Annotated in this window: 12 protein-coding genes; 2 read left to right on the top strand and 10 right to left on the bottom strand. The window is 74.4% G+C overall.

The window, feature by feature from the left end; genetic code table 11:
• Nucleotides 1-80: 80 nt before the first annotated feature.
• The 5 genes from A2U95_RS15465 to A2U95_RS15485 form a co-directional block, all read right to left on the bottom strand.
• Entirely contained in the window at nucleotides 81-893 is an 813-nt protein-coding gene (locus A2U95_RS15465) for an isocitrate lyase/PEP mutase family protein (RefSeq protein ID WP_166022928.1), read from the bottom strand.
• Nucleotides 894-1,095: 202 nt separating this feature from the next.
• Nucleotides 1,096-1,608: a pyridoxamine 5'-phosphate oxidase family protein gene (locus A2U95_RS15470; protein ID WP_166022930.1), complete on the bottom strand. Its 513-nt coding sequence runs from the start codon at nucleotides 1,606-1,608 to the stop codon at nucleotides 1,096-1,098.
• A 106-nt stretch (nucleotides 1,609-1,714) separates the two neighbouring features.
• On the bottom strand, nucleotides 1,715-1,966 hold the full coding sequence (locus tag A2U95_RS15475; protein WP_166022932.1) for a helix-turn-helix domain-containing protein: 252 nt from the start codon (nucleotides 1,964-1,966) through the stop codon (nucleotides 1,715-1,717).
• A complete protein-coding gene (locus tag A2U95_RS15480) occupies nucleotides 1,966-2,484 on the bottom strand; it encodes a DUF2975 domain-containing protein (RefSeq protein ID WP_166022934.1) in 519 nt (172 codons plus the stop codon). The genes A2U95_RS15475 and A2U95_RS15480 overlap by 1 nt, the downstream gene beginning before the upstream one ends.
• A gap of 381 nt (nucleotides 2,485-2,865) precedes the next feature.
• Nucleotides 2,866-3,312: a VOC family protein gene (locus A2U95_RS15485; protein ID WP_166025253.1), complete on the bottom strand. Its 447-nt coding sequence runs from the start codon at nucleotides 3,310-3,312 to the stop codon at nucleotides 2,866-2,868.
• A gap of 141 nt (nucleotides 3,313-3,453) precedes the next feature.
• Here A2U95_RS15485 and A2U95_RS15490 point away from each other — a divergent pair, with 141 nt between their 5' ends.
• Nucleotides 3,454-6,477, top strand: coding sequence for a bifunctional [glutamine synthetase] adenylyltransferase/[glutamine synthetase]-adenylyl-L-tyrosine phosphorylase (locus A2U95_RS15490; protein ID WP_166022936.1), 3,024 nt, complete (start codon nucleotides 3,454-3,456; stop codon nucleotides 6,475-6,477).
• 143 nt (nucleotides 6,478-6,620) lie between these two features.
• Here the strand turns inward: A2U95_RS15490 and A2U95_RS15495 are convergent, their stop codons facing one another.
• The 5 genes from A2U95_RS15495 to A2U95_RS15515 form a co-directional block, all read right to left on the bottom strand.
• The gene (locus tag A2U95_RS15495) at nucleotides 6,621-7,361 is read right to left on the bottom strand and encodes a DUF3618 domain-containing protein (RefSeq protein WP_166022938.1); all 741 of its coding nucleotides are present in this window, start codon (nucleotides 7,359-7,361) and stop codon (nucleotides 6,621-6,623) included.
• Nucleotides 7,337-7,759 carry a phage holin family protein gene (locus A2U95_RS15500; protein ID WP_166022940.1) on the bottom strand — a complete coding sequence of 141 codons (423 nt, stop codon included), beginning with the start codon at nucleotides 7,757-7,759 and terminating at the stop codon, nucleotides 7,337-7,339. The genes A2U95_RS15495 and A2U95_RS15500 overlap by 25 nt, the downstream gene beginning before the upstream one ends.
• 1 nt (nucleotide 7,760) lies before the next feature.
• Nucleotides 7,761-8,438: a hypothetical protein gene (locus tag A2U95_RS15505; protein WP_166022942.1), complete on the bottom strand. Its 678-nt coding sequence runs from the start codon at nucleotides 8,436-8,438 to the stop codon at nucleotides 7,761-7,763.
• Between the two features lie 337 nt (nucleotides 8,439-8,775).
• Nucleotides 8,776-9,723, bottom strand: a complete 948-nt coding sequence (locus A2U95_RS15510) for a phosphatase PAP2 family protein (RefSeq protein WP_166022944.1) — start codon at nucleotides 9,721-9,723, stop codon at nucleotides 8,776-8,778.
• Between the two features lie 230 nt (nucleotides 9,724-9,953).
• A complete protein-coding gene (locus tag A2U95_RS15515) occupies nucleotides 9,954-10,994 on the bottom strand; it encodes a LacI family DNA-binding transcriptional regulator (RefSeq protein ID WP_166022946.1) in 1,041 nt (346 codons plus the stop codon).
• Between the two features lie 395 nt (nucleotides 10,995-11,389).
• On the opposite strand from A2U95_RS15515, the gene A2U95_RS15520 reads away from it, so the two are divergent.
• Complete coding sequence (locus tag A2U95_RS15520) at nucleotides 11,390-12,661, top strand: extracellular solute-binding protein (protein ID WP_166022948.1); 1,272 nt, start codon at nucleotides 11,390-11,392, stop codon at nucleotides 12,659-12,661.
• Nucleotides 12,662-12,703 lie beyond the last annotated feature (42 nt).

Here is a 12,703-nt window from a genome sequence, read left to right on the forward strand (position 1 = left end):
CGCGGGCCGCCCCGCCGCCCCGCGCGGCGGGGCGGCCCACGGGGCTTCGCGGAGCGGGCGCGGGCGGGTGCGCCGCGTGATCAGCCGGACGAGGTGAACAGGCCGTTCAGGTCCGGGTATTCGAGGGACTGCCGCACCCCGTCGTAGTCGCCGGCGCCGTACAGGCCGAGCGCCGCCCGCCGCACCACGGCGTGGGCGGCCTGCGCCACGCCCGGACCGAGGCTCACCCGGGCGACGCCCAGGGCGCCCAGCGCGGCCACCGGGGGAGCGCCCGGTCCCGCCATGACGTTGAGGGGGACCGTCAGGCCCGCCGCCAGCTCCTCGATCACCCGCGGATCGGTGACACCGGGGACGAAGACGCCGTCCGCTCCGGCGCCGACGTAGGTACGCGCCCGTGCGAGCGTGTCCCGCAACCGGGTCGCGGGGTCCCCGAGGCCGAGCAGGTACGTGTCGACGCGGGCGTTGACGAAGAGGCCGGCGCCCGCCGTCCGCGCCGCCTCGCGTGCGGCCTCGATCCGTTCGGCCAGCGCCCGCGGCGGACGGGTGCCGTCCTCGATGTTGACGCCCACCACCCCGGCCTCGATCACGCGCGCGACGGTCTCCGCGACCTCGGCCGGGTTGCGCCCGTAGCCGCCCTCGATGTCGGCGGTGACCGGGACGGAGACCGCCGCCGCGATCCGGGCGAGGACACCCAGCACCAGGTCCCGCGACACGCGGTCCCCGTCCGGTGCGCCGAGCGACCAGGCCACCCCCGCGCTGGTGGTGGCGACCGCGGGGGCTCCCGCGGCCTCGACGACACGGGCGGTGGCGACGTCCCACGCGTTGGCGAGGGCGAGGGGGCGGGCGGGGGTGTGGAGGGAGCGGAAGAGCTCCGTCTTGTCCGTGTTGCTCATGCGGCTCAGACAATCAGCGCACGGGGCGGCCCGTCCGGCAGGAATCCGACATGGACGTGCGCCGGCCGGCGGACCGCGTCGGGAGCACCGCGGCCCGGGTCCCGCGGGTGCGGCCGCACGGCCACCGCGCCCCCGCCGTCACGCCCCGGCACGGGACGCCCGGCGGGCGGGGCCGCCGGTCGGCGCACGCCGCCCGGCGGGGTCAGGCGAACCGCCACCGGGTCTGGCTGAACGGGCGGCCCTTGCCGAAGCCGAAGACGGTGCGGGGGGCGACGGCGAAGACGACGGCGGCGCCCGGACCGTGGTGGAAGCGGCCGTCGCGGACCTCGAAGTGCCAGAAGTCGCCGTACTTGCGCTCCCACGCCGCGGCGAGGCCGCGCAGCCGGGCGTCGTCGGTGACCCGGACCGCCTCGCCCTCGACGACCAGGTCGTAGCCGGTGTCCCACAGGTTGGTGCCGGTGGTCAGGGTGACGTGCGGGTTGGCGGCGAGGTTGCGGGCCTTGCGCTCGTCGGGGCCGGTGCAGAAGTGGAGGGCGTCGTCCGCCCAGACGGCCGGCAGCGGGGTGACGTGCGGGCGGCCGTCCGGGCGGACGGTGGAGATCCAGAAGAGTTCGGCCGCGGCCAGCAGGCGCTGCGCCTCCGGCCACTCGGGCGGGATGGCGTCCGGATCGCTGTAGCGGGGGTCGAGGTGGGACTCGACGGGTTCGGCGGGCATGACGTCCTCCAGACGAGGGCCGAACGGGGAGCGGTGACCAACCGTGTTCCCCGTTTCCCGCCGAACCAGCCCGGCCGGCCGCCCCCTCCGGCGGCGCGGGGCCGGTCTACGCCCGGTCGGCGCCGGCGCGGGCCGCGTCGGCGGCGCCGGGCTCCTCCGGCTCCCAGCGCAGCAGGTCGCCCGGCTGGCAGTCGAGGACCTCGCAGAGCGCGGCGAGGGTGGTGAAGCGGACCGCCTTGGCGCGGCCGTTCTTGAGGACGGCCAGGTTGGCGGGGGTGATCCCGACCCGCTCGGCCAGCTCGCCCACGGACATCTTCCGGCGGGCCAGCATCACGTCGATGTCGACGGCGATCGGCATCAGATCACCTCGTCCAGCTCGGCCCGCATCCGCGACGCCTCGACGTCGCGGTCGACCGCCTGCGCGAGCAGCGTCCGCAGCACCAGCACCACGAGCGCGACGCCGAACACGGCCAGTCCCGCCCCGCCGACCAGCAGCACGACCCCGGGCGCCACCTGGTCCTCCTCCGGCCCCCCGGAGTTCAGCGACGCCAGGAACACGCCGAGCACCCAGACCAGCACGGCGGCCGTCGCGAAACCGCCGGTGATCAGGTCGACGTACCGGAACGCGGCGTGCGAGAACACCGTCCCGCGCCGCGCCATCGTCACCAGCCGCCAGACGGACACCAGCACCACCTGGGCCGCGACGATCCCCAGGAACACGATCACGACGAACGGCACCCGCAGCGGCGCGACGTCCCCGCCCTCGCGCTGCATGTCCATGAAGATGAACGGCAGCATCACGGCCTGGACGAACAGCGATCCCGCGAGCAGCGCGGTGATGACGGCCCGCAAGGCGAGCACGGCCAGCTTTCCCATCGCCCCTCCCTTTCAGTCAATCGAGGAACGATGGGAATGTATCGAAAAACGATAGGTGGCCGCAAGGGTGGGCCCCGCGTCGCCGGTGGCGGCGGCGGTGGCCGGGACGCGGCGGCGTGGCGGCTCGCCGACGGCGCCGTCCAGGCGTGGCACGACACGGGCCGGGCCGCCGCCTGCCGGCGCCGCGGCCCGGACGGCGACCTGGCCGCGCGGGCGCGGACGCGGGAGGGGGACCCCTTCGCCTCCGGGCACCCGGGCCTCACCCTCCGGGACCGGCCCGTGCCGGGCGGCGCCCTCGCCGAAGGGCTCGCACGGGTACGGGGCGGGCACCGCACGGCCGCGGTCGCCGGCGGGATCCGGCCCGCGCCCGCCCCCCGGCGCCTACCCCTGCCGCTTCGCCGCCTGTTCGGCGAGCACCTGGTGCAGCGGCTCCGTGGCACGGCGGCGGTACTCCTGGACCGCCCAGCCGTTGCCGTCCGGGTCGCTGAAGTACATGAACGTCGCGCCGTCCTGGCCCTCGACGTAGGAGACCGGCTCGCTGACGTCCAGGCCGCGGGCGGTGAGTTCCTCGTAGGCGCGGTGGATGTCGCGGACGCAGAGCTGCAGGCCGTGGTAGGTGCCGGGGCGGGGGGTGCCGGTGGGGATCTCCATGCCCTCGGCGAGGGCGACGGAACAGCCGGAGCCGGGCGGGGTGAGCTGGACGACGCGCAGGCCGGGGGCCACCTCGCCGTCGAAGTCGACGTGGAAGCCGACCTTCTCCGCGTAGAACTCCTTGGCCCGGTCCACGTCCGCGACGGGCACCGGGATCACCTCGAGGGTCATCTCCATGGTGGTCATGGACTCACCGAAGCCCACCCGGACCGACGCCGCCAGCGGAGGACGCCCGGCGGGGGCGACCCACGCGCAGGATCCGCCGGACAGGCCCTAGGCTCGCCCACGGACGGTCACGACGGAGGAGAGGCGGCGCGGATGACGACTCCGGGGCGGCGGAGCAGCACCTTCACCCTGCTGCTGCGGCACGGGTTCACGGACCCCTCGGCCGCCGGGAAACTGCTGGAGGGCCCCGAACTGGGCCCGGTCCGCGGCGATCCGCTGCTGCTGGAGGCGCTCGGCGCCACCGCCGACCCGGACCTCGCGCTGCGCGGCCTGGTGCGGCTGCTCGAGGCGCAGCCGGACCGCACGGACCGGGCGCGGCTGCTCGACACGCTGCTGGCCGCCAAGCCGCTGCGGGACCGGCTGCTGGGCGTCCTGGGGGCCTCCGAGGCGCTCGGCGACCACCTGGCCCGCCACCCGCACGACTGGCGGGCGCTGGTCACCTACGAACCGCGCGACCTGCACCAGGGCGTGCCCGAGTTCGAGGAGGGACTGGCCGGGGCCCGCGACCCGGTGGCGCTGCGGGTGGCGTACCGGCGCTGCCTGCTGTCGATCGCCGCCCGCGACGTGTGCGGGACGATCGACGTCGCCGAGACGGCGGGGGAGCTCGCCGACCTGGCCACCGCCACCCTGCGCGCCGCCCTCGCCCTGGCCGAGGCCGCCGCGCCGGAGGACGCCGCGCTGTGCCGGCTCGCCGTGATCGCGATGGGCAAGTGCGGAGGACACGAACTCAACTACGTCTCCGACGTCGACGTCATCTTCGTCGCCGACCCCGCACGGGACGCCGACGAGCGGGCGGCGCTGCAGGCGGCCACCCGGCTGGCCTCGCACCTGATGCGGATCTGCTCGGAGACGACCGTCGAGGGATCGATCTGGCCGGTCGACGCCAACCTGCGCCCCGAGGGGCGCAACGGCCCGCTGGTACGCACCCTGAACAGCCACGTCGCCTACTACCAGCGGTGGGCGAAGACCTGGGAGTTCCAGGCGCTGCTCAAGGCCCGCCCGGTCGCCGGCGACGAGGAACTGGGCGCGGCCTACACGGCGGCGCTGCAGCCGATGGTGTGGCAGGCCGCCGAGCGGGACAACTTCGTCGCCGACGTGCAGCAGATGCGGCGGCGGGTGGTCGCCGGCATCCCGGCGGCGGAACTGGAGCGGGAGCTGAAGCTGGGTCCGGGCGGCCTGCGGGACGTCGAGTTCGCGGTGCAGCTGCTCCAGCTCGTGCACGGCCGCGCCGACACCTCGCTGCGCAGCGGCACCACCCTCGACGCCCTCAAGGCGCTGGCCACCGGCGGCTACGTCGGCCGGGAGGACGCCGCCGGCCTGGAGGCCGCCTACCGGTTCCTGCGCGAGACCGAGCACCGCATCCAGCTGTACCGGCTGCGCCGCACCCACCTGATGCCCGAGGACGAGAACGACCTGCGCCGCCTCGGCCGCTCCCTCGGGCTGCGCGCCGAACCCGTCACCGAGCTGCGCAAGGAGTGGCGCAAGCACTCCTCGGTGGTGCGGCGGCTGCACGAGAAGCTGTTCTACCGGCCGCTGCTCAACGCCGTCGCCCAGCTCGCCCCCGGCGAGGCACGGCTGCGGCCGGAGGCGGCGCGCGAGCGGATGGTCGCGCTCGGGTACGCCGACCCGGCGGCCGCGCTGCGGCACCTGGAGGCGCTGTCGGCGGGCGTCTCCCGCAAGGCGTCCATCCAGCGGACGCTGCTGCCGGTGCTGCTCGGCTGGTTCGCCGACTCCGCCGACCCGGACGCCGGGCTGCTCAACTTCCGCAAGGTGTCCGACGCGCTGGGCGCCACCCCCTGGTACCTGCGGCTGCTGCGCGACGAGGGAGCGGCGGCGGAGAACCTGGCCCGGGTGCTGTCCGCCGGGCGGTTCGCCCCCGACCTGCTGCTGCGCGCCCCCGAGGCGGTCGCCCTCCTCGGCGACGGCGAGGGGGAGGGCGGACGCCGCGTCGGCGGAGGCCTCGAACCGCGATCCCGGGAACGGCTGGAGCAGGAGATCCTGGCCGCGGTGAGCCGCGCGGGCACCGCGGAGCAGGCCGTGTACGTGGCCCGCGGGGTACGGCGGCGCGAACTGTTCCGGACCGCGGCGGCGGACATCGTGGGCTCCTACGGCACCGAGACCCAGCCGGCCGAGCCGGACCGCGGCGCGCTGGTCGACCGGGTCGGCGACGCCGTCTCCGACCTCACCGCCGCGACCCTGGCCGGCACGCTGCGGGCGGTGGTGCGCGAGCGGTGGGGCGACGAGCTGCCCACCCGGTTCGCGGTCGTCGGCATGGGCCGCTTCGGCGGGCACGAGCTGGGCTACGGCTCCGACGCCGACGTGATCTTCGTGCACGAGCCGCGGGAAGGCGTCGACGAGGCGGAGGCCGCGAAGGCGGCCAACGCGGTCGTCACCGAGATGCGGCGGCTGCTGCAGCTGCCCAGCACCGACCCGCCGCTGATCGTCGACGCCGACCTGCGGCCCGAGGGACGCACGGGACCGCTGGTGCGGACGCTCGCCTCGTACGCGGCGTACTACCGGCGGTGGTCGCTGGCCTGGGAGGCGCACGCACTGCTGCGGGCGGACCCGGTGGCCGGGGACGCCGAACTGGGACGGCGGTTCCTGGAGCTGATCGACCCGCTGCGGTACCCGGCGGGCGGGCTCGGGGACGACGCGGTGCGGGAGGTGCGGCGGCTCAAGGCCCGGATGGAGTCCGAGCGGCTGCCGCGGGGGGCCGACCCGACGCTCCACACCAAGCTGGGGCGCGGCGGCCTCACCGACGTGGAGTGGACGGTCCAGCTGATGCAGCTGCGGCACGGCGCGGACGTGCCGTCGCTGCGGACCACGCGGACCCGGGAGGCGCTGCGGGCCGCGCGGGACGCGGGGCTGCTGTCCGCGGACGACGCGGAGGTGCTGGACGAGGCCTGGGTGCTGGCGACGCGGGTGCGCAACGCGGTGATGCTGGTGCGCGGCCGGGCGGGGGACACCTTCCCGACGGAGGTGCGGGAACTGGCGGCGGTCGGCCGGTACCTGGGGTTCGGTCCCGGGCGGGCGGGCGACATGATCGACGCGTACCGCCGCACGACCCGGCGGGCCCGGGCGGTGGTGGAGCGGCTCTTCTACGACAGCGCCGTGTAGCCGCCGGGCCCGGGGCGCCGCGCCCGCGACACCACGACGGCGACACCACGACGGGGCCGGCGGTCCGTGGACCGCCGGCCCCGCGAGGCCCCGCGCCTCCCTCCGGCCGCCGGTGAGCCGAGTGCCCGGGAGAGGCCGACGGGTCAGCCGGGCCCGGAGCGCCGGGCCTCGTCCGCGATGTTCCGGCCGGAGTCGCGTGCCTGCCCGGCGACCTGGCCGCCCTGGTCGCGGGCGGCTTCCTGGGTGGTCCGGGCGGCCTCGGCGGCGCTGTCCCTCACCTCCGCGGCGGCGCTCTGCGAGATCTCCGTGGCGCCTTCCCTCAGGTGCTGCGCGGACTCGGCGGCGGCCTTCTTCACCGGCTCCAGAGCCTCGCCGCCGCGGTCCATCAGCTCCGCCGCCTTCTCCTGCTCGGTCCGGGTGGCCGGCAGCAGCGAGGAGGTGAGCAGACCCAGTCCGAAGGCGACCAGGCCGGCGGCCAGCGGGTTGCCCCGGGTCTGGCGACGGGCCATGTCGGGTGCCTGCTGCACGGCCTGCTCCGCCTGGTCCATCGCCTCACGCGCCGTCCCGGCCGCGCGGCCGGCGCCCTCCTGCAGCGACCCGGCCGCCGACTGCGCGGTGTCCGACACGCTCCGCGCGGCCTGCGAGGCGGTGTCCGAGGCGCGGTGGGCGGCCTGCGAGGTGGTGTCCGACACGCCGTGCGCGGTGTACGAGGCGGTGCCCATGACCCGGTCTCGGATGCCGGCCGCCGTGCCGCGCACGCGGTTCGTGCGCCGCCGCACCGCCCGCCGCGGGCTGGCCCGGCGGGTGAGCTGGTCCACGTCCGAGGACAGCTGGTCACGAGTGGCCTCGATCTCGGCCCTCATTCGGTCGGGTGACGTGCCCATTGCGCGTTCTCCTTCAAGGTCTCGACGGTTCGCTCGGGCTTCGGCGAGACGGTGTGCGCCTCGGTGCGGCCCTTCCGGTACAGGACGGCCGCGACGACGGCCCACAGCGCGGTGACGATCAACGCCGCCCAGCCGCCGTCCATGACGTTGGAGAGGCCGAGCAGGAGGGCCAGCGACAGGAACAGGAGGACCATGTAGCCGGCGAAGCCCGCGCCGCCGTACATGCCGGCCGCCTTGCCCGCCTTGGTCGCCTCCTCCTTGATCTCGGCCTTGGCCAGCTCGATCTCCTGACGGAAGAGGACCTGCAGGTCCGCCGTCACCACCGACAGCAGCTCGCCCACGGACCTGTCCCGCTCCTGCGGCTCGTACGAACCGGACGGGGGAGGAGTCGAGGCCACCTCACACCTCCGGGTACGGGCGTCGGCGGTCCGGCGCGGCGCCGGACGGGCCCCGCACGGTTCCCGGCACCGATCCGGGAACGCTTCCGGCCGGGGGACCGGGCGGCGGCTGGGCGGTGATCGGCGTGTGCACGCCCGCCGTGCCGGAGACCCGCGGCTGCTCCCGCCCGGACCCGTCGGACCCGTCGGGCCCGGAGGCGGCCTTCGCCGCCCGCGCCAGGCGCCCCACGGCCATCCCGGCCAGCACGGCACCGCCCAGGAAGGCGCCGGGGCGACGGCGGGCGAACCCCTCCAGGTCGGACACGAGACCGTCGACCCCCTGGTTCTCCAGGTAGTCGGCCGCCTGGTTCCCCCGGTCGGCCGCCTGGGCCACCAGCGTGCGGGCGGGCGAGTCGCCCCGGGCGTGCGCGGCCAGGCCGGAGAAGTCCTCCGCCCACTGCCGCAGCGCGCCGGCCGCGCGCCGCGTCTGCTCGTCCGCCTCGTCCTTCGCGCGGCTCCGCAGGTCGTCGACGACGGTGCCCGCCTGCTGCCGCGCCTCACCCACGACCGCCTGAGCCTGTTCCGCCGCGGTCCCCGCGACCTGGCTCGCGCCCTGCCTGGCCTTGTCGACCGTCGAGGACGCCTCGTTCCTGACCTTGTCCCCGGTGGTCCCGGTTCCGGGCTGTACGGACTCACTCATCGGCGACCACTCCTCCTCGGTGTCCTGCCCGCGGCCCCGTACCGCGGACCGCCTGTCCGGACCCGAGTGGCCGTTTCGGGGGGAAATGACACGCCTCGTCCGAAAATGGATGGCGGGAATCCGCGTCCCGCGCCCACGACGCGCCACCGCCCGCTCCCCGGCGGCCACGCGACGGGAAACGGGCGGTGCACGGCGGCCGCCGGACGACACGGGGGCGCCCGGCGGCGGTCACCTCCGGCAGGTCACCGCCGCCCGGTCACGGGCGGCGGTGGCGGGAGGTGGTGGCGGGAGGGCGTCACCGGGCGGGCGCACGCCCGCGGGGCCGAGCGCCCGGCGCTCAGGGGGCTCCGCGGACCGCCGACGCCCCGGATGGCGCCCCGACCGGCGTCCCGGCGGGCGTCCCGGACGGCGCCCCGACCGGCGTCCCGGCGAGCGCCGGCTCCGCCGAGGCCTGCTCCGGCAGCGCCGCCGTCCCGTCCTCGTGCCCGGGCCACGGCACCGCCGCCGCGCCGTACCAGAGACGCGCCACCGTCCAGCCGAACGCGAGGCACATCAGGCCCCCCACCGCGTCGAGCCAGAAGTGGTTCGCGGTGGCGACGATGACCACCAGGGTGGCCACCGGGTACAGCAGGGCCAGCACCCGCACCCACGGCACCCGCGCCAGCGCGTAGATCGTGAGGCCGGACCAGACCGACCACCCGATGTGCATCGAGGGCATCGCCGCGTACTGGTTGGACATGTTCTTGAGGTCGCCGGAGGCCATCGACCCCCACGTCCCGTGCACCAGCACCGTGTCGACGAACAGCGAGCCGTTCATCAGCCGGGGTGGCGCCAGCGGGAACAGGTAGTAGCCGACCAGCGCGACCGCCGTCGTCGCGAACAGCACCGTGCGCGCACCGGAGTAGAGCATCGGACGGCTGCGGAACAGCCACACCAGGACACCCAGGGTGACCACGAAGTGCAGTGTCGCGTAGTAGTAGTTCATGCCGACGATCAGCCACTCGACCGAGTTGACGGCGTGGTTGACCGTTTCCTCGACGGCGATGCCGAGCCGGTTCTCCACGTCCCACAGCCAGTCGGCGTTGCGCAGCGCGACGGCCTTCTGCTCCGGAACCGCGTTGCGGATCAGGGAGTACGTCCAGTAACTCACGCCGATCAGCAGGATCTCGAACCAGATCCGCGGCCGACGCGGAGTGCGCACCCGGCGCAGTGCGCCCGGTCGTTCGTCGACGCCCGCGACGGTGCCGGAAACGGCCTGCCGCGGGCGGCCCTCCAAAGCGGTCACGGTCCCTCACCCATGGCACGTCAGTCTGCCAGAAACGTCTTACCCGACCGATCATCCTCCGGATGGATCCCGGTCGCATTTCGTTCAGGGAAAACCGCCGGGAAAACCGGGGAGGAACCGGCGGGAAACACCGGAGAACACCCGGAGGGCACCGTGGAAGTCCCGGAGGAGGCCAGGAAGAGGCCGGGAGAAGGCCGGGAGAAGGCCGGGGAAACATCCGGGGAGGTCCCCTAGGGGAGCGGCCCCCGGACGCCGCCGGACGGCGCGGAGGCGGTCGAGCCGCGCACCACCAGCTCCGGCATGAAGACGAACTCGCTGTGCGGCGCGGGCGTCCCCGCGATCTCCTCCAGCAGCGTGCGCACCGCCGCCTGGCCCATGGCCGGCACCGGCTTGCGGACGGTGGTGAGCGGCGGATCGGTGAAGGCGATCAGCGTGGAGTCGTCGAAGCCGACCACGGAGACGTCCTCCGGCACCTGGAGCCCGAGCCCCCGGGCCGCGCGTATCGCGCCCAGCGCCATCATGTCGCTGGCGCAGACCACCGCCGTGCAGCCGCGGTCGATCAGGGCGGTGGCGGCGGCCTGGCCGCCCTCCAGGGTGTAGAGCGAGTGCTCGATCAGCGAGGAGGCCTCCTCCTCGGACAGGCCCAGCCGCTCCCGCATCGCCGCGACGAACCCCTCGGCCTTCCGCAGCACCGGCACGAACCGGTGCGGGCCGAGGGCCAGCCCGATCCGGGTGTGGCCCAGCGAGGCCAGGTGCGTGACCGCCAGGGACATCGCGGCCCGGTCGTCGGGGGAGATGAACGGGGCGCGGACCCGCGGGGAGAAGCCGTCCACGAGGACGAAGGGCACGCCCTGCGCGCGCAGCCGCTCGTAGCGGCCCATGTCGGCGGAGGTGTCGGCGTGCAGGCCCGAGACGAAGATGATGCCGTCGACGCCCCGGTCGACCAGCATCTCGGTGAGCTCGTCCTCGGTGGAGCCGCCCGGCGTCTGGGTGGCGAGCACCGGCGTGTAGCCCTGCCGGGTCAGCGCCTGGCCGATGACCTGGGCCAGGGCGGGGAAGATCGGGTTCTCCAGCTCGGGCGTGATCAGCCCGACCAGGCCCTCGCTGCGCTGGCGCAGCCGGACGGGACGTTCGTATCCGAGGACGTCGAGCGCGGCCAGCACGGCCTGGCGGGTGGCGGCGGCGACTCCCGGCTTCCCGTTGAGAACCCGGCTGACAGTCGCTTCACTCACTCCCGCCTGCGCGGCGATGTCGGCAAGCCGTGCGGTCACGGTAGGCGACTGTACCGGCCTTCGCGCGCGCGTCCTGTACGCGGGCTGCTGCCTCATCCGCTTTCCGTCTCCTCGTGGCCTCTCGATGACGGGCCGTTACATACAAGCCCGCAAGAACTTGCAAAGTCTTGCACACGCGTACGAGGTCGTGTCCGGGAAGTGCGGCTCACGCCACACGGCGAGTGGTGTGTGGTGATTCGCACCGATTCGAGCGGGTGGTGTTCGGCCAGATCGAGGGCGGCGGAGACGGCCCGGCGGCGAGTAGGACACGGTTCGGCAGCTTTTTTCTGCAAGGTCTTTCGCTCGGGTTGCAGCGCTGTTACGTTTCCGGTCGCCCGCCGGTTGCAAGGACGCAGCCGGCCAGTGCACCGGGCACTCACCCTCAAGGAGAACTCATGCGGCGTGGCATAGCGGCCACCGCGCTGGCGGCGTCCCTCGCTCTGACGGCGACGGCCTGCGGCGGGGACGGCGAGTCGAAGGCTGACGGCGGCACCGTCACCATCACGTGGTGGGACACCACCAACGCGACCAACGAGGCCCCGACCTACAAGGCCCTGGTCAAGGAGTTCGAGGCGGCCAACAAGGGCATCAAGGTCAAGTACGTCAACGTGCCCTTCGACCAGGCGCAGAACAAGTTCGACACGGCCGCCGGCGCCTCCGGCGCCCCGGACGTGCTGCGCGCCGAGGTCGGCTGGACGCCCGCCTTCGCCAAGAAGGGCTACCTCCTGCCGCTGGACGGCACCGAGGCCCTGGCGGACCAGGACAAGTTCCAGCCGAACCTGATCAAGCAGGCCCAGTTCGAGGGCAAGACCTACGGCGTCCCGATCGTCACGGACACCCTGGCCCTCGTCTACAACAAGAAGCTCTTCGCCGAGGCGGGCATCGACGAGGCGCCCACCACCTGGGACGAGCTGAAGAAGGCCGCCGCCACCGTCAAGGCGAAGACGGGCAAGGACGGCTACTGGGGCTCCACCCAGGGCTACTACGCCATGCCGTTCCTCTACGGTGAGGGCACCGACACGGTCGACGTGGCGGGCAAGAAGGTCACGGTCAACTCCGCCGAGGCCAAGAAGGGCTTCGAGGCCTGGCAGGGCCTGTTCGACGGCAAGGGCCTGCACAAGGCCGACGGCACCGCCGACGCGTACGCCCACATCCAGGACGCGTTCGTCAACGGCGAGGTCGCCTCGATCATCCAGGGCCCGTGGGAGATCACGAACTTCTACAAGGGTTCGGCCTTCCAGGACAAGCAGAACCTGGGCATCGCACCAGTTCCGGCCGGCTCCGCCGGCAAGCCCGGCGCGCCCACCGGCGGTCACAACCTGTCGGTCTACGCCGGTTCGGACAAGGCGCACCAGGAGGCCGCGCTGAAGTTCGTCAACTTCATGACCTCCGCGAAGTCGCAGGAGACCGTGGCGCTGAAGAACTCCACGCTGCCCACGCGTGACGACGCCTACACCGACAAGGTCAAGGCCGACCCGGGCATCGCCGGCTACCAGGGCGTCCTGCCCGTCGCCCAGCCGCGGCCCGAGCTGCCCGAGTACAGCTCGCTGTTCGGCAAGCTCGACGCCGAGCTGCCCGCCGTCGCCACCGGCAAGAAGTCGCTGGACAAGGGCCTGACCGCGATCGAGACCGAAATGGCCAAGCTCCTGCCGGAGTTCACCAAGTAGTCCGGCAGCACGGAACGGGGCGGCTGCCCGACCCGGCCTGAC

This window comes from Streptomyces chilikensis, from assembly GCF_001642695.1.
GTDB classification, from domain to species: domain Bacteria; phylum Actinomycetota; class Actinomycetes; order Streptomycetales; family Streptomycetaceae; genus Streptomyces; species Streptomyces chilikensis.

Bases quoted from the DNA above. Each gene is read 5' to 3' on its own strand.
- A2U95_RS15475 (WP_166022932.1), bottom strand. From the start codon at position 1,966: ATGCCGATCGCCGTCGACATCGACGTGATGCTGGCCCGCCGGAAGATG.
- A2U95_RS15490 (WP_166022936.1), top strand. From the start codon at position 3,454: ATGACGACTCCGGGGCGGCGGAGCAGCACCTTCACCCTGCTGCTGCGG.
- A2U95_RS15480 (WP_166022934.1), bottom strand. From the start codon at position 2,484: ATGGGAAAGCTGGCCGTGCTCGCCTTGCGGGCCGTCATCACCGCGCTG.
- A2U95_RS15485 (WP_166025253.1), bottom strand. From the start codon at position 3,312: ATGGAGATGACCCTCGAGGTGATCCCGGTGCCCGTCGCGGACGTGGAC.
- A2U95_RS15495 (WP_166022938.1), bottom strand. From the start codon at position 7,361: ATGGGCACGTCACCCGACCGAATGAGGGCCGAGATCGAGGCCACTCGT.
- A2U95_RS15520 (WP_166022948.1), top strand. From the start codon at position 11,390: ATGCGGCGTGGCATAGCGGCCACCGCGCTGGCGGCGTCCCTCGCTCTG.
- A2U95_RS15505 (WP_166022942.1), bottom strand. From the start codon at position 8,438: ATGAGTGAGTCCGTACAGCCCGGAACCGGGACCACCGGGGACAAGGTC.
- A2U95_RS15465 (WP_166022928.1), bottom strand. From the start codon at position 893: ATGAGCAACACGGACAAGACGGAGCTCTTCCGCTCCCTCCACACCCCC.
- A2U95_RS15470 (WP_166022930.1), bottom strand. From the start codon at position 1,608: ATGCCCGCCGAACCCGTCGAGTCCCACCTCGACCCCCGCTACAGCGAT.